A 23768-nucleotide genomic window follows, 5' to 3' on the forward strand; every position below is an offset into this window, starting at 1 on the left:
CGGAATAAAAGCCGGGCTCTATTATAATTTACTTTCTGATTAAAAGATTTTCGGCAGGCAGATAGATTCTGAATGTAGTCCCCTCTCCTGCTTTACTTTCTATATCGATGGTCCCTCCAGCGTTTTCAACTATTCTTTTAACTATATACAAGCCCATTCCCGAGCCCTCCACATGAGCATGCAACCTTCTGAACATTTCGAATACTCTTTTTTTATTTTCCTGCTTTATACCTAACCCATTATCCTTCGCAAAAATCACTATCTTATCCTTTTCAAGGAAAGTTCTGACATCAACAATAGGTGCGGTGTCGCTTTTCTTGTATTTGATAGCATTTGAAATCAAATTATAAAAAATACTTCTAAGATTCTTTTTGCTGAATTTTATAGCTGATACATTAAACTCTAAATTAATCTTAGCGTCAGCCTCCTCTATAAATCTTTGCAGGTCCTCTATTACCTCCTCTACTATTTCAGAAAACTTAACTACTTCATTAGTCCAATCTTTTTGTTTCTGAATTTTTGCAATTTCGGTAAGGTCATTGATTGTTCTTCCTAGTCTTAATAATGATTTATTCATTAATTCAATCAGCTCACTTCTTTCATCTTTATTTTCCCCTGCAATTTTCAGCGCATCTACTAATCCTTCCATATTAGATATTGGGGCTTTAAGATCATGAGATGCAGTATAAATAAAGTTATCAAGGTCTACGTTGATCATTTTTAACTCTTCAAGCTGTAGCTTTTGTTCATGAATATCAGTACTGGTACCTACCCACATCTCCACATCACCATTTTTGCTCATCTGAGGAAAACCTCTTGTAAGGTGCCATCTGTATTCACCATCCTCTCTTTTAAATCTGTGTTCAATCTGAAATGGTTTATGTTCTTGAAGTAATTGCGTGATGGTTTTATCATTCTGCACTTTGTCTTCGAAATAAGTTATAAGATCCATACCTTTTTTCAAAAACTCATTGATAGTATGACCGGAATATTGTTCCCAATTGTGGCCGAAAAAATTAAATATCCCATTTCCATCAGCAGTCCAAACCTTATCTGGCATGGCCTCCAGAAGAAAGTTCTTTGTTTCCAGATTTTTTGCTATAGTTTCTTTAGCTTTTTTTTCACCTGTAATGTCTTTAACCTCTACCAGTGTTCCGAGAGGAACCCCATTCTCCAGAATAGGACTAGCAGAACAAAGTGCAGGGAATAATCTTCCATCTTTGCTTATCAGAATATCCTCCTGATCGTGCACATGAATTCCTTGCAGAATGGTTTGATAGATATTTCGGGCTGGATCAAAATTTTTATATGGCCCTTTACGGCTTTGATGCATAACATCATAAAAAGTCTTTTCTCTGAAGTCTTCCGGTCTATATCCGGTGATCTTCGTTACTGCCGGATTTATAAAAGTAACAAACCCATTTCTGTTTATGACAAATATCGCTGCAGTGACCGTGTCAGTGATCGTTTGCTTGAGTCTATTAATCCTTTTAGCTTCAGATCTTATAAGTAAAATAAAAAATATCAAAAAGCTAATCACTGATCCTCCTACAAGGATCAACAGAGCGTCGTTAGATTCTCTGCCTCCGAAAAAAGGTTTTGAAGAAATGTAGATAATCCAGTTGGTTCCTCCAATGTTTATATTTTCATACTTCTTAAACTCTTCACCTTTTTTTTCTAAAGTTCCATTTTTCCTGGTAGAAAAAAGTAAAGCGTCTTTGGTGAGTTCCTCTCCATTGTAAATTTCAATATTCAGATCACTGAACCTTGCAGGAAGCAGAGCATTAAATAAATCACCTGATCTGAAAGGACTATAGACAAATCCTTTGATAGACTGTCTTCTTTGCTCTGTAGTAAGCAAAGAACTTGATGAATCATTTGAATTATAAACAGGAACATAAATTAAAAAACCAGGCTGATTGCCATCACCTGTTTCCTGGATTAATGTAAGCTTACCGGTAAGGGCTGGTTTACCGGTTTCCATTGCCCTTTCCATTGCCCTTCTCCGAACCGGTTCACTATACATATCATAACCAAATGCTCTTAGATTCCGGCCGGTAAATGGCTCCAAAAAGATTATGGATGTATATTCTTTTCTCACTCCTGAAGGGGTTATAGTATATGAAGGGAAGCCGCTAGCTCTTATTTTATTAATGTGCTTCTGCAGGTCTTCAGGTTTAATGAATATTGCATATCCTATCCCTTGAATTCCTGGATAGTTCTGATCAACATCAAGACTTGATATATATCGTTTCCATTCTTTCCTTGTAATCGAATCCGAAGATTCGATAAATGCCTTTCCTCCTTTCAGAATCTGGATATAATCTAAAATTCTGTTATTAATGGATGTTTTAACAAGATATGCTCTGGATTCAAAATATTCAGTTCTTTGCTGGTTTGTCTTTTCTTTAACCTGTATATAAGAATATATTACCAAAAAATATATGATCAGGAAAGATATGACCGGAATAAAATACTGCCTTAAGAACACACGTATCTTATTATATAGTTTCATCAGCAATATTTAGATTTCTCAATTTTAAAAACTAATAAATTTTTTTGTACGAGAATAATTAACTTGCGGTTGCCCTGATCCATCCAAATGAGCTTTTAAGGCTATCATCAAACCAGAAATTCACTTTTCGTTTTTAATAAAAGGATGAAAGAAATCTTTTATTATTGCCTTTTCAACTCCTGCACTTACAGCATTCCAAACAAAAGTTATAAATCCGTCCGTTTTCTGTCTTTGGTATGATAGAGATTCAACTTTACTACCATTATTTTTTATAGCAAAATTTGCAATACGTGATTTAAACCTCCTTTTCTTTCCTGAATCTCTAATGACATTAATTCTCAGATCTTGGAAATCTAAAGTAAACGTCCCATTAGCGATGCCACTGAGAACTTCCATGTTTAGCGATGGCAATGCAAAGGTTCCTGATCTGAGCTTCAATCCTGAAAATTGCATTATGCCGTTAAATTTAGTACCATCAATAGGAGATAATGTTCCCTTAAGTGTGCAATCAAAAGACTTCCTATACAATGGATATCTGATTACGACATCCAGCTCTCCCTGATCCATAATTTTAGACTGAATCATAAATACAGAGCTGGAAGTATCTCCATTTTCACTGGTCAGATTGGAAAGGTTTTTGATTTTTAAATGAGTATCATTGAAAGTAAGCTTTCCACGCCTGTTTAGTATATCATCAAATTGTTCAAAAGTAATATCACAATTTGTCAAATCAAACTCTTTTATATTAAGGTAAAAACCCAACTCTTTGAGTAATTCATTAGGCATTCTTCCCATCATTGCATAAGAAGTTTTAAAATTTTCATTGTCGTAAATTTTAAGCTGCATACCTGAAACCTTAAGTAGCTGCATCTCCAGTCCTGTCCCTGATATCAGTCTGTGAAAATTCACAGATTCCCCCTCTATCTTTTCTATTGTATTGTTAAACATGATAAATGTTTCTTCTGTTTTGTGCACCTGAGCAAGAGAAAAGCCTTTAAGAAAAATCTTGCCTTCCCCAGTAAAAGCTTCCAGACTTTTGACCTTCAACTCAATGTTTTGGGGGAGAACTTTTGTCACATAATTTTTAACATCCAAACTTATTTCCCCCCAATAATTACTTGCTTTAATTGAACCGGAACTGACAGCTATGTCCTTTGCCAACAATAGTATGTCTTCTGCTGCTTGTTCTACGAGGCCTTTAGGACTAAATACCTTTAAACTTACCTTCCCTTCTTTCAAGGCAAATGTTTTTATATTTAAACTATTACTTATATATGGTAAAAACTTTGCCAGCATGTCTCCAACACTGACTGAACTATCGTTTGCAGTAATCGTGGTTATAAAATCAACATCAGGAGTCTGAAAAAACAATTGTCCGATTGCTATTTTATTTTCTTTGAAAAAGAGAGAAAAATCTACTTCGTAAGCCCTTATGAATTTTATCTTCGCATTATATTTTTCTTTATCCGATCTTTTCAATGGAGTAACTCTAACATCATGCATACCCAATAAGGAATCTTCATAGCTACCAAGAAATTGCTTCACCGATATTTCAAACAAGCTGTCACTGCTTACAAGCTTATAGTTACCTATATTGAATTTTACCTGAGTTGTGAACAGAACATTTCTGGAGGCTCCGGTATCTATGCGAATATTGCGCATCTCAAGAAATATACTGTCTGCATTTTGTTTGGTAGTTCCAGTTTTTCCTTTTAAATCAACAGCCAGAACTCCTCTGTTAATTTTAAGCTCATTAATATTAAGAGACCCTGCAAAGCTTGCTACAAGGCCAGGAACCACATCCAGAAAGCTTTGGTGAGCTATCTCAATTGTATCTACCGGAATATTTCCTTTAAATGAGAACTTGGGGTCCTGTATTTCTATACCGTCGACTTTCAAAGCTCTATCCAAGATATACGTTACCCACTTTACATTTTTAACTTTAATATTTTCAGCTCTGACTTCTACATCTGAATAGTTTCCCCGTGGATTTTCAAGTCTGATTTTCTTCAGAACCGTTGTATCCTGAAAGATATGTACATTCCCTATATTCGCATTCCCTTCTAAAAGCATCAGGTTAAACTTGTCAAACTCCAATAAATAAAGACCTCCGGAGGATTGATATACTGATTCTATGATTTTTCTTTTTACAATAGGAGTGATAAAAATATTGACAATTACATATAACAATAGCGAGAAGATGACCAGTCCGGAAACTATTATTCCTAAAACTTTAAAAAGCTTTTTTATAAATGATACCAATTTTTCCTCTTTATTTAGCTGATCACTCATTCCTATGGGTATTCAGGTCTAACCTTTACCCAAAGAAACTGTTTATTGGTTGCTGATTTTTAATAATTTCTATTATGAAATCTCTATTCATCTATCCAAAAAAACCTTGCTTTAAAAAGCCCGAAAAAGAAAATACTTCAAGGAAAGCAAACAGAATGAATGATAAACATGGTCTTCTGAAAGAGATCTACAACCGCAACAAATATCTGGTGTATCCTGGAAGTGCTGCATTGAAAATCAATAATAAATTGGCCGGTGAAATGAATAGGTTTTCACTTTGGCAAAAAAAAATCAAGTGATAAAGTGGGAGTGATTCAGAAAGAAAAAGAGATTATAAAAATAAAAGCCCATCCGGGGAGGGTGGGCTTCAAAGTAAGTAAGGGATAAGTTTTGCTATTTTGGCTAAACTAAGGAAACGTTTACAGCGTTGGGCCCTTTCTTACCCTGCTTTACTTCAAATCGAACCTTGTCATTTTCTCTGACCTGGTCGATCAGTCCACTAGCGTGAACAAAAATTTCTTCTCCGGATTTTTCATTTTTAATAAATCCATATCCTTTGGAATTATTGAAGAACTTTACAGTCCCTTGTAACATTGAAAGTTGTAGCATTGACATTAGATTTTAATAATGCTACATCAACCCAAACTAATCCAGAATGTTTAATAGAGTTGAATTATTTTTTTTAATCACACTTTTCCGTAACGCCTTTGTCTTTCACAAGAGACATAAAACCTTCAAAATCATAAAGATCTTTATCCAATAAATGTGATGGCGATATATTTTTCAAGGCATTAAAAATAACTTCGGTTCTGTCAGAATAATCTTTTTCCCAATTTTCGAGCATTTTTTTAATTACCTGTCTCTGCATATTTTGCTGTGAGCCGCAAAGATTGCAAGGAATAATCGGATAAGCCTTTGCAACAGAGTATTTTTCAATTTCTTTTTCTTTACAGAATGCCAGAGGTCTTATCACTATATGTTCCTGGTTATCAGTTTTGTATTTGGCTGGCATTGCTTCCATTTTTCCACTGAAGAATAGGTTCAGAAAGAATGTCTCTATGATGTCTTCCCTGTGGTGCCCTAATGCGATTTTTGTTGCACCCAGTTCTTTTGCTGCAGTGTATAAAGTACCTCTTCTTAACCTTGAACAAAGAGTGCAAAGTGTTTTTCCTTCCGGAGTTTTTTCTTTAACAATCGTGTAAGTGTCACGCTCTATAATTTTATAAGGTACACCGACGCGGGTTAGGTATTCAGGAAGGATGTGCTCAGGGAAATCGGGCTGTTTCTGATCTAGGTTGACGGCTATAATTTCAAAAGAATATTTCCCATTTTGCTGAATATGCATAAGGATATCCAACATAGTATAACTATCTTTTCCACCGGAAAGACATACCATAATCTTATCCCCGTCTTCTACCATCTTATAGTCCTCTATCGCATTCCAAACAGCTTTTCTAAGCTTTCTTTCGAGTTTTTCAAATTCAAAATCCTGATTTTCCATATTTCAAAGCAAAACTAAATGCAAAGTTTCTAAATTAGTCTTGCTTAACCAACTTTTTAAAGAGATTAATCAGTAATCTTATGACTAACCCCTCATAATCAAGACTTATCAACTTGGCTTAAAACCAAAGGGAGATGTTTTAAAAAATAAATTAAAAATGGTGCCATATCCCGATTCGCTTTGTACTTCAATCTTTCCATTATTTTTCTCCATAATACTCTTTACAAGATATAGTCCGCCACCCAAACCATCTTCAATATCATGAGCTTTTCTGAATGCCTGAAAAATCCTTTTATGATCTTTAGGACTTATTCCTATTCCATTATCACAGAAGCTCAATATAAGTCTCCCTTTTTGCATCTGTGTTTTAATGACAATTTTGATATTGTTTCCAGGAGTTCTGAATTTAATAGAGTTTAAAAGTAAATTTAGCAATACAGACTTTAATTGCTTTCTTGAAAAAAGTATAGTTAATACTTGAAATTCTCTTACCACCGTAAGCTTTCCATCAAATAAAACAGGATTAATATCATTTAAGACTTCATCAAGAATATCCGAAATGTTTATTGGATCCTTTTGTTCTAATAGATCTGTATTATAAATCTCCGAGATTTCAATCAACAATTCAATTGTTTTTTTTATTCGGTCTAATGATGTGTTAAGCATCTGCATTAGCATTTCTACCTCCCCACTGTCGTTGGTGACCTCCAACATCATCTCTTTAAGCAGCCCTTCTATATTAGAAACCGGAGCTTTTAATTCAATATATACTTTATTAATAAAGTCATCCAATTCCGAATAAGCCTTCTTCAGATTAGTATCTTTTTCTTTCACCTCTATGAAAGACCTTTCCACATTTGCATTCAAATGGTTTTCACTATCAAAATATATAGAAGCCATAGCCCCATGGTCAAGAGCTTTTTTAGCAGCTTCAATTTCCTGCTGACGATGTGCAAAAAATTCCTTTAAAATCAATCCTTCTTGCATAGCATAGAAATGATTCATTTCTATTATAACTTCAGATATTTTATTTATATCAGTTGAATAAAATATCAGGTATTCAATAAAAGAACTCCTTATAACATTTACCCTTAATGAAAATTTTTCAACCTGAGCTTCTTCGAATTCATAATATTTATTTACAGGGATGTATTCATCGGTATAGATTGACTTGAGGTACAGTTCCATTGCTGCCCTGAGGCAATAAAAGTCATTTTCAGGAATGTTATTATAGTAAAGCTTTAGGAAATGAGCCTTGTCAGAATCTATTTTTTTTGAATATTCAACTGTTATATGATCCAGGTAATTTTTATAAAGATAGAATGCAAAGTTTCTGAAATGAGTATAAACCATTGATCACTTATTTATTAATAAGAAAAAAAAGTACCCCCATTATAAACCACCAATAACAATACTTTTTACAAAATGTTTTTTAACCAAATATCTTTTGATTTTATACATCGAAAGCTTGATTAAAAATAACCAATCATACTTGATTATATATCTATCGGTGAAAAGTTAACCGAATAGAGTTTCTTCCGGAAGGTAGAAACCATACTTTTCTACTTCCTTTCTTGTAATTTTATAATTGTTATGTAATATAGATTTGATACCAAGCTTTCCTGCTATAGCTGTCATTAGTTCTCGTTCTTCGATATACAAAACTTCGCTCGCATCGGAGCCTGAAATATCAAGTGCTATTTTGTAAAATTCCGGATCAGGCTTACAGAGCTTCAGATAAGAGGAAGAAATAAACGTATCCACGAATTCCTGAAGCTTAAATTTTTTAATTCTAAATTCATTCAATTCTCTGCCTTCATTATTGAGGGCTACTATTTTCAGTCGAAAATGTCCTCTTAAAAATTTTATATATTTAATCATCTCTTCATGAGGCTTCGACTGCTCAAAGACGAAATTTTTATATTCGTCACATCCGAAATTTCTATCAGTAAAAAAAACAACATACTTAATATATTCGTCAAGACTTATCTTTCCACAATAATAAAGAGAAGCAACCTCTGTATGTCTGAACAAAACTTCATCTGCTTCTATTCCAAAAAAGTTTATCGAATCTTTCACACATTTTCCATCCCAACTATTGGATAATAAAACTCCTCCAATATCAACAAAAACAGTTTTTATAACTGGCTGTGATTGTTGCATCAATTTAAGAAAATCTGAATCATTCATTTGGCTTGCTTTATGTCTGTAGAAAGATTTGATTTAAGTACTACTACCCAAATTCAAAACCTGATTTATGCTGTAAATGTTACTGATCAAAATAAAAATGTGAGATTCTTTTAAAACTAGTTATGCTTTTACAGTGAAATAAAAAACTGATCCCTTTCCAAGTTCTGATTCCACTCCTATATTGCCACCATTTTCTTCTACTATTCTTTTTACAATTGATAAACCCAGCCCCGAACTACTAATGCCTGGATCATCATGTGCTACAGTAAACTCTTCAAACAGTTTGTTTTGATATTCGTGGCCAATACCTCTTCCGTTATCAGAGACAGAAAAACGATAATATTCGCCCTGTCGAGTGCAATCCACAACTATATGCCCTTCGGCTTTATCCATATATTTTATGGCATTACTGATAAGATTCAGAAATACCTGAATAAGTGAAACTTGGTGATATTGCACAGTATTAGGAAGATTTTTGGTTATCTGTACTTCAATATTTTCCGGTGGATGCAAGTTTTGTACAATGTTATGGACAAGGTCATACACTTTGACAGGTTCTTTCATTTTATACTCTTCCCTTGCAGATTTAAGCACACCATCAATAAGTTTTTTCATATCAAGAGATTTCTCCTTGATCATATCTAGCATTTCCTTTCCATCTGCATCTAATGGCTTATTTTTATAATCTTCTTTCAAGAAATCAGCGAGTGGCATGATAGAGCTTAATGGTGCTTTCAGATCATGAGAGATAACATAAGCATATCTGTCCAGCTCGTGAATCTTGTGTTCCAGCTTACCTGTCATTTCATTAAATGCTTTCCCCAGCATACCAATTTCATCTCCCGATTTTATCACTGCTCTTTCGGAAAGTTCTCCTTCATTGATCCTCCTCGCGGTTTCAGTTAGCTTTTCTATAGGCTTTGCAATATAGCGACCAATAATATAAGCAGGTATCGTAAGAAAAATCACAAGAAATAAATTCAATAATATGAGAATATCGGATAGTTCTTTCACCGGCTTTAATGCCTCTTCTTTATTTATCTGGGTTACCAGCCCCCATTCCTGATCTTGTATAAATCTGGTAGCTGCATAAACCTTTTTTCCTTTATAATTATATACCTCATGAGCAATACCGGACTTTCCTAAAAGGGCTACATTGAGGGCCGTGCCTTCAATATCATTACTATACATCATTGTTGTACTTCTATCATGCCGGAGGGGTACAAGATATATTACACCGCTATCCCGTCTTTCGCCTAGTATTGTTTCTCCAGTCTTTCCCAGCCCCGTTGAATCATCCATTATTTCCATAAGGTCATTTCCATCCATATTAGCCAGAACGACTCCTACCATTGTACTATCTTTATTATAGAGTGGAGATGAAATATAGAAGGACAGTTTATCTTGTTCATCATAGGAAAACTCACCTAAGTAAATCTGATTTTTTTGAGCAAGCATAAAGGCTTCCCTTTGCAATCTTTCAATTGAAGGCATTGAATCATGCCTGGTTGAAGCTAGCAGGTGACCTGTAGTGTCTATAATACTGATCTCATGTACTGTTGGAAACTTATCATCCAACAAATCAATCGATCTTAAAAAATCCTTGTCAAACTTATTTCTCTCAAAAGCGGTCTTAAACATGTCCAAACTACATATAAAACGAATCAGATATGTGCGCCTTTGGATGAACTGATTAATATCAATATATTTAGCTTCAGCTACGGATTCTAGCTGGTTTTCTATCTGTCGGACAAAAGCTTTTTTTACATTAAAAATGTAGACGAAATATAATAAGGTAATGAGGGTAACCGCAACTAACAGGATAATGAGGGATAGCTTGAATTTAATTTTCATACCTTAAAAAAAGAACCTCTCGTTATTAAAAAGACTGTGTTTTTTTTCGTAGACCGATATATATATTAGTCTGACAATGAAGGTCAATAAATAACTTCGATATCTTTTTTTTCAGTAAAAAGCTTCCAGTATTCCTCTCCTATTTTATCAGGATTGTATTTATCATCGTCTGCTCGGACGATGCCGCTAATCGTAACAGTTCCAACATAAATTCTTTTTGCAAGCAAAGCATGGTTGAGAGAAACGGCCAGGTTTCTTATTCCCGCTTTACCCACTGCCAAAGAGCCATATTGAGGAATGGGATGGATAGATAATCCACCTCCTGTGAGGAGAATACTTCCTGAACCCGGCTCCATGTCGGGAATCACATATTTAACTGCAGTAATAACGTTTGCTACATTTAATTTAAAATCCTCTGTAAGGGATTCAGAGGTTTCATTGAGGATGTTGCCAGCTTTTAATCTTGCGGCATTGTATACGAGCACCTGAGTTGCTCCAATGAGTTCTTTGATCTTCTTTAAAGCAGCTTCGATCTCCTCCGGCAAGGAAGCGTCTGCAACAGCATAGCCGGCATCAATACCATCATATTTCAACTCCTGAACCAGCTTCTTAAGTTTATCTTCGGTTCTGGAAATAAGCGCAATAGTATAGCCCTCTTTCCCAAACTTTCTTGCGACACCCAAACTCACACCTTTTCCTGCACCGATAATTGTAACTACTTTTTTCATTATGCTGAAGAAGATTTATTCCTTCAAATAATAAAAAATCAATGTTTTTGTTCAAACAATTGCCGATTAATTCATTCGGTCCATTAAGAACTGCAGGATAACATGGAGCAGCCTGCCATTTGTGTTGCCCATTCAGGTCGTTTCATAAAAAATTCATCAAAATCTCTCGAATAAGGATTTTTCAAAGCCAGTTGAAGCCTCAGGAATAATTGATTTTCTCCACGTTCCAATTCTTCTATTGCCTTATGTAGAATATAATTCCTTAAAATATAACGAGGATTGTTTTCAGACATAACCTTTAAAGATTCTTCCCTGGATATTCTGTTTGCTTCTATTCTCCCCCTCCAGGCTTTAATTGCTTGTAAAAAGATTGCTTTTGCATCAGAAGATAATTCTTTATAAAAAGCTTCTTTGAAATGCATAACAATAACTTCATCTGTTATTTTATCTGAAGTCAGCTCTGCAAGCAATTGATAAAAGATAGTCATGTCAGGTTCAACGGCTGAAAGCATTTGTTCGAATCGATTGATAAAATCAAGATCAGAATCTCTCACTTCATCTAATCCCAGCTTGTGCCCCATCATAGCATAATATTTCAGCCAGAATATGTTTTCATAAGATTCTACAGCTTCCACCAGTGGAGCCGTGGTTTCAAAGAGAGGAACCAATGCATTGGCAAGGCATCCTAAATTCCAATAGGCAACGGATGATTGGTTTCCAAACGCATATCTCCTTCCCGGCAGATCGGTGGTATTGGGAGTAAACTCAGGATCATAGTTATCAAGGAAAGAATAAGGACCATAGTCAATAGTCAGGCCAAGGACTGACATATTATCTGTATTCATTACCCCATGAACAAATCCAACTCTAAGCCATTCCACTATCAATTGAGCAGTCTTTTCAACAACTTCCTTAAACCATCTAATAACCCTGTCTTCTCCTGTAATATGTGGATAATAGCGGTCTATCGTCCAATTTACAAGCCTGGTTAAATTGGTGATATCTTTTCTTGCTGCAAGCATTTCAAAATTTCCGAAACGGAGAAAGCTTGGAGATACTCTCATTACAATAGCTCCTGGCTCATATTGCGGATTTCCGTTATAAAACATATCCCGCATCACCATATCTCCTGTTGTAACAAGTCCTAGCGCTCTCGTAGTAGGAACTCTCAGATAATGCATTGCTTCACTCATCAAAAATTCTCTGACAGAAGATCTCAGAACTGCTCTTCCGTCAGCCCTTCTGGAATATGGCGTTGGTCCTGCACCTTTGAGCTGAAATTCCCAGCTTTCTCCATTTGGTGTCACCCATTCACCTAATGTAATCGCCCGGCCGTCTCCAAGTTGCCCAGCCCAATTGCCGAATTGGTGACCGGCATAACAGGAGGCATAAGGATACATAGTAGGAGTTATAAGATTTCCACCTAAAATTTTCACATCATCAGCTGCAGGCATTTCAACCCCCAATTGCCCGGCAAAATCATCTGACCATCCGATCAATTGGGGATTTTTTACTGGTGTAGGAAGAGCTTTACTGTATAGGACTCCGGGAGTCTGTCTGGAAGTAAGATCTCCACTGTGATCTCCGTCAAAGGAATCTACAAAATCTTTAGTATATTTTTTTGAACTTAAACTATCCATTGATCTCCCGGCTTTACAATCTCTTTACCTCAAAACAAAAATTACTCGCTTTTCATTGATTTATTTCGCTTTCTTTTCCTGTGTCTTAACAGGAAAACCCCTTTTCTTCATCAATGCATCAATCTTCGGGTCTCTGCCTCTGAAGTTACGGTATCCGATCTCAGGATCAATAGTATTACCTACAGAAAACACATATTTGGAAAGCCTTCCTGCAACATTTTTATCGTAGGGACCATTAGCCTCGGTAAATGCTTGAAATGCATCTGCGGTAAGTACATCAGACCATAGATAGCTATAATATCCTGCCGAATAGCTATCTCCACTGAAAATATGTGCAAATTGAGGCGTACGGTGACGCATCACCAATTCACGCGGCATTCCCAGGTCCTTTAAAGTAGCTGCTTCGAAAGAATCAGGGTTTATTTTCGGAAGTTCTGATAAGTGAAGCTTCATATCTATCAAAGCACTTGCAAGATATTCTGTCGTAGCAAAGCCCTGATTGAAAGTGGAAGCTTTTTTTATCTTTTCTGCAAGAGTAGTAGGAATTGGTTTTCCTGTCTGATAGTGAAGGGCAAAACGCTGTAATACTTCAGGAGTAGACAACCAATGTTCTAACAATTGAGACGGGAACTCTACATAGTCACGAACCACGTTTGTACCTGAAAGTGACGGATAAGTAACATTGGAAGAAAGACCATGTAAGGCATGACCAAACTCATGGAATAAAGTCACAGCATCATCCCACGATATTAAAATAGGTTCACCTTCTTTACCCTGAACAAAGTTCGCATTATTGGAAACTATTGTAGTAACATTCCCAATTAACTTCTGCTGATCTCTGTATGCATTCATCCAGGCTCCTGAGCGTTTGCCTTCACGGGCAAAAGCGTCGAAATACCAATATCCGACATGAGCACCTGTTTTCTTATTCTTTACTTCCCAAACACGGACTTCAGGATGATTTACCGGAATATTTGAAACTGGAGAAAATTCAAAGTCAAAGAGTTCTCCGGCAACCCAGAACATGCCTTCGCGCAATTTCTCAAGTTGCAGGTATTGCTTTACTTCTGTTTGATCTAGGTCATAGCGGGCTTTTCTGACTTTTTCCGCATAATATCTGTAATCCCATGGTTCAATCTTAATATTGGCTCCTTCCTTATCTGCAAGTGCCTGCATGTCTTTGACCTCTTCATGAACTCTTGCCACAGCAGGAGTCCATACTGCTTCCATAAGTTCAATGGTGCGTTCCGGAGTTTTTGCCATGGTGTTTTCCAAACGCCAGTGTGCGTGTGTTTTAAAGCCAAGCAAATGTGCTCTTCTGGCTCTCAGCTGAAGTATTTCAGTAATAATGGCATTATTGTCATTTTTATCTCCATTGTCTCCTCTGTTTACAAACATCTTCCAGACCTTCTCCCTCAGTGCTCTGTTAGAAGAATAAGTCAGAAAAGGATCTACCGATGATCTCGTATTAGTGATGGCCCATTTTCCTTTTTTCTTTTTAGCTGCCGCATTAGCTGCTGCATCTTTCAAAGATTGAGGAAGACCTGCAAGATCTTCTTCCTTTTCAATAACCACTACTTGTTCTGTTTCATCTGCTAAAAGGTTTTGACTGAACTTGGTAAATAAACCAGCCAGCTTCTGGTTGATTTCCGAAACTTCAGCCTTTGCAGCAGGAGACAGAGCTGCTCCGGCGCGAACAAAGTTTGTATAATATAACCAGGTCAGTCTTTGCTGCTCTGGTGTTAATTTTTTCTTTTCAGGAGAATTATAAACAGTTTCTATCCTTTTGAATAACTTTTCATTCTGTGTGATTTTATCTGAAAAAGCAGCCATTACAGGTTCCATCTCTTGCTCTACCGCCTGGAAGGCTTCATCGCTCATAGTAGAACTCCATATTCCATAGATAGTCTGCACCCGCATTAGTGTCTGACCTGATTTTTCCATTGCTGCGATCGTATTATCGAAAGTAGGTTTTTCAGGATTTGAAGTAATACGGTCTATTTCAGAAAGATTTTCAGCCATGGCCGCTTCAAGAGCTGGCTTAAAATTTTCAGTTTTAACCTTATCCAAAGGAGGAAGTCCACCGTTTGGTCCTTCCCATTTTTTAAGCAGAGGGTTATTACTTAACACAGTATCTGCAGGGTTGAAATTAGATGTTAAAGACATATGAGGACGGTTTAAAACTGTATCAGAAAGAGCAGGAAAGCTGCTCAATGTCGTTGCGCAGAAAAATGACGCGTAAATTACCTTATGAATCATATATAATTCTTTAGAAGACGTTAGGTTATACAATCGATTAAAAGTACAAAATTAACCGGGATTAAGCATTAAAATAGTTATCAGTATTAATCAACACTCAGAATTAATACCAAAGTTCTGAATTTTAATAATTAACAGTATTTTTCAATGGCTAATGATTAATTTAGTTTAATTTAATTGATTCCTGAATTAAGGGAAATTTCAGCTCGATTGTTTATTACTCGACCTATTTTCTTTAAAAAATTACCAACCAGGTATTGATCTTATAGAAGGAGCGTTCTGCAACATCAACTACCAATTGGTCTTTTATTATCAGAGCATTCTCAAAGCCTAAACCTCAATGAATAAAGCAGGATCAAATCCATTGTATGCATCATCGATATATTCATGAGGATTACAAATGATTTGAGTACCACCAATTTTATAAAAAGAAGGTTCATGAATATGACCATGTATCCAATATTCAGGTTGATATTGAAGAATTATACTTTCAAGATTGGATGCATAGGCTGAGGAAACGATATTCTCCCTCAACCTCTCAGGTATTGATCTTATAGATGGAGCGTGATGAATTATTACTATATTTTTCTTTGATGAGGAAGTTGCCAGGCTCTGCTCCAGCCATTTTAAAGAAGCTTTATGAATTTGATAAGTATCTATTGTTCTAAGTTTGGAATAAGATGGATCTCTACGGATCAACTTATAGTCATTCATTTTGCCCTGAACCAAACTCCCTGTATAGCGGGGATTTCCAAACAATTCAAAATCTGTCCAGAGAGTCGCTCCGTGAAATATAATTCCATCCAGTTCAACAGAATTATTCTCTAATACATGAACATGAGTATTCTTTGCCAGGTCTTTGATTTTATTTAAAGTTTTGGGATAGCTGCCTTTGTAATATTCATGATTACCTAAAACATATACCACAGTAGTCTTTATCTCAGAATGAATCCACTGAATGCCTTTAATACCCAAATTTACATCACCTGCAAAAATAACCAGATCAGCTTGATCAAATTTGATTTCATTACATCCAAACTCACGATGCAAATCACTTAAAATTTGTATTTTCATTTCTTACTTTATCTTACCAACTCATCCATTCATTACATATACTCTGACAAATGACTAACATCTTTGGTTGCATAAAAATAAGATAAACCACTCCCGTCCTCTCCCATGGCTTCACCGTCAGCAATGGTCATTCTTAGCTCCGGAAAGAAAAACTCTCCTTTACCCATTTCAATAGCATCATATCCAAGATCATTTATACTTTAATCACCTCTGAAAGCTCGTTTTCAAAATCCAGACAAACTCCTTTGATAAGTATAGATATCCCCCAATGAATCTCTATTTCAGAGAACAGATCATTGCTGTTATAATTAAGAAAAAAATAATTATCCTCTTCAAGATAGTTCTGGTAGACATCTCTTCGTTGTTCGATATTTTCATCTTCAAATTCAAATACCTTATCATCTTCTTTATGCATCCCCTTAAGAATTTTCCTTATTGAATGTCTGTCATCATCCCAACTGATAAGTGCTGAATTTATTCTGAAACCAGCATCAGGTAAATATTCCATTTCCATCTTTGTATAGATTATTCTTCAAAAAACTGACTGTCAAAATTTAAACTCTTCCAGGTCCACATATTTTTCAGCAAGAATTGCAAAGATGTCTCCCTTAAAGAGCTCTTTGTTCTTTTCTGCCCTGAAAACCAATATGCCATTAACTTCTGCATTAATCTCAAACTGAACTTTATCGGCTTCACACACAGCTATCTTCTCATTCTTTTTAACGTTATCTCCTATCTTTTTCTTCCAGAGCGTTGTTTTAACTATGCTCGTAGCATCTTTGGAAATTTCCGGAAATAAAATAAATTTAAAATGAACATCTTTATATTGATTGCTTAACCTTTCTTTGACATCATTCAAATAAAGCTCTCTTTCTTCAGGAGATCTATAGTTATCTGGCTTTTTTCCGGATTTAAAAAATTCAAACATATCGTTTATCTTTTGCTTAGTTTTGTAAATTTCAATTCTTGTTCCGTCCCTGCTGAAGTATAAGTTACACAAAGGAGACTATACAAACATCTGAATGCATTTACCAATTTCAGGAATTCATTTCTCAATAGTTCTCAGTGTATCTGTGTGAAATATTCAGCTCTCAGAAGTATAATTCATTAATCCTTTCAAAATTCTAGAAAAATTCGCCACTTATGGCAGAATTTAGCAAACAATTTCTTTATTTTTGGCTCTTGCCATGGTGAATTATTCAAATAAAATACTTTCTCTCTGGCCCTATCTGATATGATTTTCCTGAAAGTTAACAGCTTCCGGAAAAGCAATATCATCAGGACATTTAAACCCTTAGCATTAAAAATTTACAAAATGAAAGTTTCAGGTTTTACAATTATAAGAAACGCTATAAAATACGATTTTCCTATAGTAGAGGCTATCACCTCTATTCTGCCTATTTGTGATGAATTTATTGTGGCCGTTGGTAAATCAGAAGATGCAACTCTGGAATTGATCAAATCCATCAATTCTCCTAAAATAAAAATTGTAGAAACAGTCTGGGATGAGTCTTTAAGAGAAGGAGGAAAAGTACTTGCAGTAGAAACAGAAAAAGCGTTTCATGCCATTTCACCTGACTCTGACTGGGCTTTTTATATTCAAGGAGATGAGGTGCTACATGAGAAGTATCTTCCTGAAGTTAAAGCCGCTATGGAAAAATATAAAGATGACAAAAGAGTTGAAGGATTAATCTTTGGCTACATCAACTTTTACGGATCTTATAGCTATATCGCTGACTCAAGGAAATGGTCAAAAAATGATATCAGGATTGTTAGGCCAGACAGATCTATCAGGTCTTACAAGGACGCGGTGAGCTTTAGAAAAGATGATGGAGAAAAATTAAAGGTTAAAAAAGCTGGCAATGCCATCATGTATCACTATGGCTGGGTGAAGCCTCCGGAAGCACAGCTGGAGAAGAGAAAGAACTTCGAAAAGCTATGGCATGGAGATGATACGGTGAACAAAATGTTTGATAATAAAACAGAGTTTGATTATTCTCAAATAGATTCTCTTGCTCATTTTGACGAAACGCATCCAGAGGTTATGAAAGAAAGGATTAACAGAGTAAACTGGAAGTTTTCTTTCGACCCTACAAAAGGAATTAAGTTAAGTCCAAGATTGAGAATACTTAATTTTATTTATAGAAATACAGGATGGAATATCGGTGAGTTTAAAAATTATACATTACTGAAATAATTTTGACCCATTCAGAAAAGATCCAATCAATTGAAATGAAAAAGTATATCCTTCTTTTAATCTTAGTTACTGCAATATTCAGCTGCAGCAAAAAAAGTCCTAGCCCTGAGAAAAAGGATAATAATACATATAACGGGATCAATATAGAAGTATACAAATCTAATGATCCAGACCGTGGCTATTCTGAACAAAAGGCAACTTATGCAAATTCAGTAAATGTTGAAATAGAGGGAGATTCAATATTCTTTGAGAATACTAACGGTTCTGATGGAAAGTTTAAGATTAATCAATCCAATCAATATAATTCTACCATTGGAACCCACAACTTTATAACCTTCCAATTTAAAGACGATTCCCTTATTATCAATGACTACAGATATGGTGGCAACGGGACTTCTTACACCTCTGTTGATATAACCTTTAAAGGCCGAAAACAATAAAGCTTATTAAAAAGCATCAACCTCCTTTAACAATAAAAAAATCCCCTCCAAGACCATTTCCGGAGGGGATTTTTATTTAATCAACCTTCTGATAATGGAGCATCCAGTTGATTCCGTACTTATCTTTGAGTTGGCCATAATAAGCGCCAAAGAACATATCTGCTAAAGGCATAATTACTTCTCCACCTTCTGACAATTCCTTAAAAATTCGCTCTGTTTCCTCTCTTGTCTCAGGCTCTACATTAATGTGCATATTATTACCTGACACAAGCTTAAATCCCATACTTTCAGGCGCATCTGTAGCCATAAGCACATGTCCTCCCAAAATTGTGAGTTCTGCATGGAGGATAAGCTTCTTATCCGCTGCACTCATAGGCGGCACTTCGGCTGGCATTTCAATATCACCAAATCTTCTTAAGCCTACTCCCGTGAATTTCCCATTAAAGACTTTTTTGTAAAAATTAATAGCCTCCTCTGTATTTCCATTAAAATTCAGATAAGAGGTAACTCTTGCTTTATTGCTTGTTTTATTCTCTTTACGAAGACGGAATTGTGTGCTAAGATAATGATCAAGATTTTCAAGCCCAGCAGTGAAGCCCTCTTTAAAGCCCATCTTTATTATGGTTTCCAGATCTTCCAATTTATCATAGCTGATCTCTATATTAACAGTTGTAGTCTCATCTGTTTGCTTAAACACATTAGACCAAGTTGACCGTGGAAAGTCTTTATTTAATTTTCCATTCTCATCACAAAAGCCATCCTGATAAACGAATTGCTTCTGTTGTTTTATAGATTTGTAGTCAGCTCTGCACCAATGCCTGTCTCCTTCCGGGCCTACCATACTATAAAGCCACATTCCACCTTCACTGAAATCCATTGATTTGGTTTCGACTCTGTAAGGCTGCGGCGCCCACCATAGGTCTAGCAGTTCACTTTCGGTCCATGCAGACCAAACCATGGCCACAGGAGCATCAAACTCCCTCTCAACTTTGATTTTGTTGTTGGCCTTATCAACAGTGAAATTCATTAATAAAGTGTTCTTCATTTTTTATCGGATTTAAGTTTGGCTAATACATTATCAAGTTGGTTAAAACGTTTCTCCAGCAATCCCTTGAACTGCTGAAGCCACTTATCTATTTCCTGCATCTTATCAGGGTTAATGTGATAGTAAATCTCTCGGCCTTGTTGTTCTTGTTTTAACAATTCACATTCCACTAGGATCTTAATATGCTTTGACACAGCCTGCCTGCTACTGTCAAAATGTTCAGCAACAGCATTAGGCGTTAAAGCCTGGACGGCAATCAAACATAAAATTGCCCTCCTGGTCGGATCTGCAATTGCCTGAAATACATCTCTTCTCATATCCTCTTCTTTCTTTTGCAACTAATCGGTAGCAAATATATATGCAACTTTTCGGTTGCGCAAATATTTTTAAGTTTTTTTAAATTAATTATGATTTGTTCTAATCAAATTTTCAGTTTTTTAAAAAATTGGTGAGTTTTAATAGTTTCTAGAAGTTAATCGCTTAAATTAAGTATTGAAATTATAACCCTTAAAGGACAACTTATATTTCAGCTCACAAATAAAAATGAGATCTAATAAAAATACTTTTTTACTATTAACCCTTTTAGTACCCATCATGTATTCCTGTGATGCAATGCTCTCATTAGAATATATAGTCTGTAACAAATCTGAGCATCCCGTCAAATTAAAAATACATGACTATAAAACCGGTAGATACGAGTTTAAAGAAGATACTACAATAGTCTTAAGTCCGGGGGAAGAAACCATTGTCTCAAGCAAAGAGAAAATAGGTTTCCCATGGGAGACTAAAAAAATTTTCAATGAAAATCCGGGAGTCTACAACTTTGAAGTAATTTCCGATGGTTCTGTCATTCCATTTGACCAAGGATTTGCCATATGGAAATATAAGAATCGCAAAAGCCTTTTCTATATTTATTGATCTATGACTGTATCTACTTTATTCTGATTTTTTATAGTGAATCCCTAGTTCATTAATCTTATATCCTTGTGGATAGGACTCTACTGTCCTTCTGGTTCTTAATACAGGCTTCCTTCTTACCGGCATAAATCGAAGAACAAATTTCCTTAAATTCATTCCTGTATTAACCAAACTAACAATAACCGGAGATGGCTTCTTTAGCTTCAATGCATTCAACAAAGGTTCATCCATCAATGCATACATAAATGGCCTACACACAGGAAACATAAACTTCGGGAAGAACCATCCCAGCATAAGATTAACTGTTGCATCCGCAACCCTTCTTCCCCCCTCTGTATATCCAAAGTTTGCTTTTTCATAAGCAATATTCATTTCAAGCATTGCTTCAAAGGTCTCTGGAATATCCTTTATCCCCATCCTCACTCCTATCTCATACCAGATCTTATGCCCAGCAATATTTTCTTGATTTGTAGCTTTTCTGTATCCAAACCTCTGATTCCATCTGTAGGGTTCCATTACAAAAGTAGAAAGCACATAACGCATATCATCGTTTGATATTTTAAAACGACCATGCATGCCGTTTACACGGTTCAGAGCGGCTTTGCCTCTTTCACTATCATAACCGTGTTCAATAATTTCACTTAACAGTAAGTCTGTATCATCGTAACGCTTTTGAGTTCTGTGCTCAAATTCACCTGTATAATTAAGCAAATTACCTATAGCTGGCACAGCAAACGTCCTGAACAGGGCAAACTCCAGTGCTCTGGTATTATCCCACGGAAAGTCATAAAAAGAATTCAGGTGCACGATCTTCAAATGATCTTTAATTGGATCAAGAGCTAATATTTGTTTGAGTATTTTTTTTCGATTCATTTATATTATAAAAGCAAATGCGAAAATTAAATGTATTAATTAAAACCTTCTATCCATTAATTACACAGAGAAGCACAAGAATTAGACAAATTCCCTTATCAATAACTCTCAAGCTAGACTCTTATTATATTTATTCCTGTAATCTGCAGGAGATAAGCCTGTAAACTTCTTAAACACTTCTCTGAATGCTTTATCGTCAGCATATCCCACATCTGTCATAATTTCATAAATTGATTTGCGTCCTTTTTCAAGTTCTTTTTTGGCCGCTTCAACTTTTACCCGTTGAAGATACTCTACCGGAGTATTTCCAGTTGCTTTAATAAACCTTCTATCAAAACTTCTCCTGCTGATGGCCAGTTCTGATGCAAGATTTTCAAAGGAAATTTTCGCATCTATATTATCTTCAATATAAGTCTGAGCCTTACCAATCAATTCATCTCCATGGCTTTTTTGTATGTTAAAAATAGTAAAATGAGATTGGGCAGTTCGTTCGATATCTATCTGGAAAACCTTTGAACAATATATCGCAACTGATCTGTCAAAGATCTTCTCCACAAGATAAAGTATAAGATTTAAAAAGGAATACGCGCCTCCATTTGTATAAATGCCATTTTCCTCAGTTATGATTTTATCTTCTGCTATTTTTATCTCTGGATACATTTTCCGAAACTCGTCTACTTTATTCCAGTGAATAGAACAGTTTTTCCCATTCAGAAGTCCTGTGGCGGCCAGCAAAAATGCACCTGAACAAATGCTGGCAATCTCAGTCCCATTCTGGTATTGCTTGTATATCCAGTCAATAAGCTCTGTATTATCTTTAACAACCTTTTGATAATCGTCTATGAGTGAAGGTATAATTATAAGGTCCGTACTTTTGACAGCCTTGATATCAATCGGGTGAATAGCTAAATAATTTCCATGAGCCTTTAGTTCTGTCATGAACCCTGCTATATGAACATCAAGTCTGGATTCGTTGCCGGCCTTTTGCCAGTAGTCATTTGCTCTCCGAAGTATTTCGAAAGCTCCTCCTATACTGTTCAGATTTACTCCGCAATCCGGAACAACTATCGTAATGTTTTTCATATTTCTTATATCCAAGATATGGAAAATAGTCCAAATTAACCATGTTTGAAGTCCATTTTGACCTTACCCAAACAAATAGTCATGTATTAGATTTGTCTTAAATGTCATCCAATTCCAAACATATAAAAATATGAATACTCCCGATTTTACAACAAGTATACTGGTAGATCAATCTCCGTCTGAGGTATATAATGCCATTAATAATGTCCGCGGTTGGTGGTCAGAAGAAATTGAAGGAAGCACGAACAAGCTCAATGATGTATTTATGTATCACTACAAGGATGTCCATATCAGCAAGATGAAATTAATTGAAGTTATTCCCAATCAGAAAGTAGTATGGCTTGTACTAGAAAACCATTTCAATTTCACCAAAGACAACACTGAATGGAAGGATACTAAAATCAGTTTTGATATCACTAAAAAAGGTCAACAGACTGAACTTCGTTTTACGCATATTGGCCTAGGTCCTCATTATGAATGCTACGAAATTTGTCAGGAAGCCTGGAGCAATTATATTCAAAATAGCCTTAAAAAGCTTATAGAAACCGGCAAAGGCGAGCCCAATCCTAAAGAAGGAGGTTTCAATGGAGAAATAGTTAAAAAGTGGAAACTGCAATCATAATCGAGTTTCTGTAATAGTATCTCTATCAAGATTACCATGGAAAATCAAAACTATACAACTGCAATCCTTGTAAACAAACCTCTGAGTAAAGCATTCGAAGCAGTTAACAATGTAAGGAGCTGGTGGACGGAAAACATTAAAGGCAATACTCAAAAATTAAATGATGAATTTGAAGTCAGATTTGGAGATGTGCATTATTCCAAACAAAAATTGATTGAATTTGTCCCTGAAAGAAAAGTTGTCTGGCTTGTTACAGACAGTAAGTTAAGCTTTGTTAAAAATCAACAGGAATGGACAAATACAAGGATTACTTTTGAACTTTCTGAATCGAACGGACAGACGCTTATTCGATTCACCCACCTAGGTTTGGTTCCGGAGTATGAATGCCACGAAGCCTGTTCCGGCGCATGGAGCGGATATATCCATGATAGTCTTAAGGAGCTAATTGAAACAGGTGAAGGTAAGCCAGAGTCAAAAGTCATGTAGGCTTTTATACCACTCTATATCTAATAAAAGTTAACTGCATAAATGCAGTTA

Annotated in this window: 24 protein-coding genes; 6 read left to right on the forward strand and 18 right to left on the reverse strand. The window is 35.6% G+C overall.

The genetic code is table 11. From position 1 onward, the window contains the following. Positions 1-28: 28 nt before the first annotated feature. Both J7604_RS18465 and J7604_RS18470 read right to left on the reverse strand, forming a co-directional pair. On the reverse strand, positions 29-2515 hold the full coding sequence (locus J7604_RS18465) for a CHASE domain-containing protein (protein ID WP_293898874.1): 2487 nt from the start codon (positions 2513-2515) through the stop codon (positions 29-31). 120 nt (positions 2516-2635) lie between these two features. Then, positions 2636-4807: a hypothetical protein gene (locus J7604_RS18470; RefSeq protein WP_293898877.1), complete on the reverse strand. Its 2172-nt coding sequence runs from the start codon at positions 4805-4807 to the stop codon at positions 2636-2638. A gap of 74 nt (positions 4808-4881) precedes the next feature. On the opposite strand from J7604_RS18470, the gene J7604_RS18475 reads away from it, so the two are divergent. Continuing rightward, entirely contained in the window at positions 4882-5106 is a 225-nt protein-coding gene (locus tag J7604_RS18475) for a hypothetical protein (RefSeq protein ID WP_293898880.1), read from the forward strand. A 103-nt stretch (positions 5107-5209) separates the two neighbouring features. Here the strand turns inward: J7604_RS18475 and J7604_RS18480 are convergent, their stop codons facing one another. The 12 genes from J7604_RS18480 to J7604_RS18535 form a co-directional block, all read right to left on the reverse strand. Then, positions 5210-5401, reverse strand: a complete 192-nt coding sequence (locus J7604_RS18480) for a cold-shock protein (protein ID WP_028980382.1) — start codon at positions 5399-5401, stop codon at positions 5210-5212. Between the two features lie 88 nt (positions 5402-5489). Beyond that, a complete protein-coding gene (ttcA, locus tag J7604_RS18485; protein ID WP_293898883.1) occupies positions 5490-6308 on the reverse strand; it encodes a tRNA 2-thiocytidine(32) synthetase TtcA in 819 nt (272 codons plus the stop codon). Between the two features lie 108 nt (positions 6309-6416). Then, positions 6417-7661, reverse strand: coding sequence for a HAMP domain-containing sensor histidine kinase (locus tag J7604_RS18490; protein ID WP_293898886.1), 1245 nt, complete (start codon positions 7659-7661; stop codon positions 6417-6419). 165 nt (positions 7662-7826) lie between these two features. After that, the gene (locus tag J7604_RS18495; protein WP_293898890.1) at positions 7827-8498 is read right to left on the reverse strand and encodes an HAD family hydrolase; all 672 of its coding nucleotides are present in this window, start codon (positions 8496-8498) and stop codon (positions 7827-7829) included. 120 nt (positions 8499-8618) lie between these two features. Then, the gene (locus tag J7604_RS18500; protein WP_293898893.1) at positions 8619-10352 is read right to left on the reverse strand and encodes a sensor histidine kinase; all 1734 of its coding nucleotides are present in this window, start codon (positions 10350-10352) and stop codon (positions 8619-8621) included. Positions 10353-10435: 83 nt separating this feature from the next. Beyond that, positions 10436-11080, reverse strand: coding sequence for an SDR family NAD(P)-dependent oxidoreductase (locus tag J7604_RS18505; protein ID WP_293898896.1), 645 nt, complete (start codon positions 11078-11080; stop codon positions 10436-10438). A gap of 83 nt (positions 11081-11163) precedes the next feature. After that, positions 11164-12720 (reverse strand): YdiU family protein, encoded by a 1557-nt coding sequence (locus J7604_RS18510; protein ID WP_293898899.1) that lies wholly within the window; start codon positions 12718-12720, stop codon positions 11164-11166. Between the two features lie 60 nt (positions 12721-12780). After that, positions 12781-14979: a M3 family metallopeptidase gene (locus J7604_RS18515; protein ID WP_293898903.1), complete on the reverse strand. Its 2199-nt coding sequence runs from the start codon at positions 14977-14979 to the stop codon at positions 12781-12783. A gap of 330 nt (positions 14980-15309) precedes the next feature. After that, the gene (locus tag J7604_RS18520) at positions 15310-16053 is read right to left on the reverse strand and encodes a metallophosphoesterase (RefSeq protein WP_293898906.1); all 744 of its coding nucleotides are present in this window, start codon (positions 16051-16053) and stop codon (positions 15310-15312) included. 32 nt (positions 16054-16085) lie between these two features. Next, complete coding sequence (locus J7604_RS18525; RefSeq protein ID WP_293898909.1) at positions 16086-16220, reverse strand: hypothetical protein; 135 nt, start codon at positions 16218-16220, stop codon at positions 16086-16088. 26 nt (positions 16221-16246) lie between these two features. Further along, positions 16247-16567, reverse strand: a complete 321-nt coding sequence (locus J7604_RS18530; protein WP_293898912.1) for a hypothetical protein — start codon at positions 16565-16567, stop codon at positions 16247-16249. Positions 16568-16600: 33 nt separating this feature from the next. Beyond that, positions 16601-16981 (reverse strand): lipoyl domain-containing protein, encoded by a 381-nt coding sequence (locus tag J7604_RS18535; protein ID WP_293898915.1) that lies wholly within the window; start codon positions 16979-16981, stop codon positions 16601-16603. A gap of 387 nt (positions 16982-17368) precedes the next feature. On the opposite strand from J7604_RS18535, the gene J7604_RS18540 reads away from it, so the two are divergent. Then, positions 17369-18250, forward strand: a complete 882-nt coding sequence (locus J7604_RS18540; RefSeq protein ID WP_293898918.1) for a glycosyltransferase family 2 protein — start codon at positions 17369-17371, stop codon at positions 18248-18250. A 35-nt stretch (positions 18251-18285) separates the two neighbouring features. Continuing rightward, complete coding sequence (locus tag J7604_RS18545; RefSeq protein ID WP_293898921.1) at positions 18286-18690, forward strand: hypothetical protein; 405 nt, start codon at positions 18286-18288, stop codon at positions 18688-18690. A gap of 76 nt (positions 18691-18766) precedes the next feature. Here the strand turns inward: J7604_RS18545 and J7604_RS18550 are convergent, their stop codons facing one another. Continuing rightward, a complete protein-coding gene (locus J7604_RS18550; protein ID WP_293898924.1) occupies positions 18767-19735 on the reverse strand; it encodes an SRPBCC domain-containing protein in 969 nt (322 codons plus the stop codon). After that, entirely contained in the window at positions 19732-20052 is a 321-nt protein-coding gene (locus tag J7604_RS18555; protein ID WP_293898927.1) for a helix-turn-helix transcriptional regulator, read from the reverse strand. The genes J7604_RS18550 and J7604_RS18555 overlap by 4 nt, the downstream gene beginning before the upstream one ends. 226 nt (positions 20053-20278) lie before the next feature. On the opposite strand from J7604_RS18555, the gene J7604_RS18560 reads away from it, so the two are divergent. Continuing rightward, entirely contained in the window at positions 20279-20653 is a 375-nt protein-coding gene (locus tag J7604_RS18560; protein WP_293898929.1) for a hypothetical protein, read from the forward strand. Positions 20654-20671: 18 nt separating this feature from the next. Here the strand turns inward: J7604_RS18560 and J7604_RS18565 are convergent, their stop codons facing one another. Together J7604_RS18565 and J7604_RS18570 are read right to left on the reverse strand one after the other, a co-directional pair. Further along, positions 20672-21526 carry an oxygenase MpaB family protein gene (locus tag J7604_RS18565; protein ID WP_293898931.1) on the reverse strand — a complete coding sequence of 285 codons (855 nt, stop codon included), beginning with the start codon at positions 21524-21526 and terminating at the stop codon, positions 20672-20674. 108 nt (positions 21527-21634) lie between these two features. Then, positions 21635-22609: a GlxA family transcriptional regulator gene (locus J7604_RS18570; RefSeq protein ID WP_293898933.1), complete on the reverse strand. Its 975-nt coding sequence runs from the start codon at positions 22607-22609 to the stop codon at positions 21635-21637. 130 nt (positions 22610-22739) lie between these two features. On the opposite strand from J7604_RS18570, the gene J7604_RS18575 reads away from it, so the two are divergent. Then, the gene (locus tag J7604_RS18575; protein ID WP_293898935.1) at positions 22740-23231 is read left to right on the forward strand and encodes an SRPBCC domain-containing protein; all 492 of its coding nucleotides are present in this window, start codon (positions 22740-22742) and stop codon (positions 23229-23231) included. 36 nt (positions 23232-23267) lie between these two features. Beyond that, positions 23268-23717: an SRPBCC domain-containing protein gene (locus J7604_RS18580; RefSeq protein WP_293898937.1), complete on the forward strand. Its 450-nt coding sequence runs from the start codon at positions 23268-23270 to the stop codon at positions 23715-23717. Positions 23718-23768: the final 51 nt, after the last annotated feature.

The sequence above is a fragment of the Sporocytophaga sp. genome (genome assembly GCF_017745095.1).
GTDB lineage: Bacteria > Bacteroidota > Bacteroidia > Cytophagales > Cytophagaceae > Sporocytophaga.

Coding starts and splice junctions, on each gene's coding strand:
- J7604_RS18465 (WP_293898874.1), bottom strand. CDS start 2,515: ATGAAACTATATAATAAGATACGTGTGTTCTTAAGGCAGTATTTTATT.
- J7604_RS18470 (WP_293898877.1), bottom strand. CDS start 4,807: ATGAGTGATCAGCTAAATAAAGAGGAAAAATTGGTATCATTTATAAAA.
- J7604_RS18475 (WP_293898880.1), top strand. CDS start 4,882: ATGAAATCTCTATTCATCTATCCAAAAAAACCTTGCTTTAAAAAGCCC.
- J7604_RS18480 (WP_028980382.1), bottom strand. CDS start 5,401: ATGTTACAAGGGACTGTAAAGTTCTTCAATAATTCCAAAGGATATGGA.
- ttcA (WP_293898883.1), bottom strand. CDS start 6,308: ATGGAAAATCAGGATTTTGAATTTGAAAAACTCGAAAGAAAGCTTAGA.
- J7604_RS18490 (WP_293898886.1), bottom strand. CDS start 7,661: ATGGTTTATACTCATTTCAGAAACTTTGCATTCTATCTTTATAAAAAT.
- J7604_RS18495 (WP_293898890.1), bottom strand. CDS start 8,498: ATGAATGATTCAGATTTTCTTAAATTGATGCAACAATCACAGCCAGTT.
- J7604_RS18500 (WP_293898893.1), bottom strand. CDS start 10,352: ATGAAAATTAAATTCAAGCTATCCCTCATTATCCTGTTAGTTGCGGTT.
- J7604_RS18505 (WP_293898896.1), bottom strand. CDS start 11,080: ATGAAAAAAGTAGTTACAATTATCGGTGCAGGAAAAGGTGTGAGTTTG.
- J7604_RS18510 (WP_293898899.1), bottom strand. CDS start 12,720: ATGGATAGTTTAAGTTCAAAAAAATATACTAAAGATTTTGTAGATTCC.
- J7604_RS18515 (WP_293898903.1), bottom strand. CDS start 14,979: ATGATTCATAAGGTAATTTACGCGTCATTTTTCTGCGCAACGACATTG.
- J7604_RS18520 (WP_293898906.1), bottom strand. CDS start 16,053: ATGAAAATACAAATTTTAAGTGATTTGCATCGTGAGTTTGGATGTAAT.
- J7604_RS18525 (WP_293898909.1), bottom strand. CDS start 16,220: ATGGGTAAAGGAGAGTTTTTCTTTCCGGAGCTAAGAATGACCATTGCT.
- J7604_RS18530 (WP_293898912.1), bottom strand. CDS start 16,567: ATGGAAATGGAATATTTACCTGATGCTGGTTTCAGAATAAATTCAGCA.
- J7604_RS18535 (WP_293898915.1), bottom strand. CDS start 16,981: ATGTTTGAATTTTTTAAATCCGGAAAAAAGCCAGATAACTATAGATCT.
- J7604_RS18540 (WP_293898918.1), top strand. CDS start 17,369: ATGAAAGTTTCAGGTTTTACAATTATAAGAAACGCTATAAAATACGAT.
- J7604_RS18545 (WP_293898921.1), top strand. CDS start 18,286: ATGAAAAAGTATATCCTTCTTTTAATCTTAGTTACTGCAATATTCAGC.
- J7604_RS18550 (WP_293898924.1), bottom strand. CDS start 19,735: ATGAAGAACACTTTATTAATGAATTTCACTGTTGATAAGGCCAACAAC.
- J7604_RS18555 (WP_293898927.1), bottom strand. CDS start 20,052: ATGAGAAGAGATGTATTTCAGGCAATTGCAGATCCGACCAGGAGGGCA.
- J7604_RS18560 (WP_293898929.1), top strand. CDS start 20,279: ATGAGATCTAATAAAAATACTTTTTTACTATTAACCCTTTTAGTACCC.
- J7604_RS18565 (WP_293898931.1), bottom strand. CDS start 21,526: ATGAATCGAAAAAAAATACTCAAACAAATATTAGCTCTTGATCCAATT.
- J7604_RS18570 (WP_293898933.1), bottom strand. CDS start 22,609: ATGAAAAACATTACGATAGTTGTTCCGGATTGCGGAGTAAATCTGAAC.
- J7604_RS18575 (WP_293898935.1), top strand. CDS start 22,740: ATGAATACTCCCGATTTTACAACAAGTATACTGGTAGATCAATCTCCG.
- J7604_RS18580 (WP_293898937.1), top strand. CDS start 23,268: ATGGAAAATCAAAACTATACAACTGCAATCCTTGTAAACAAACCTCTG.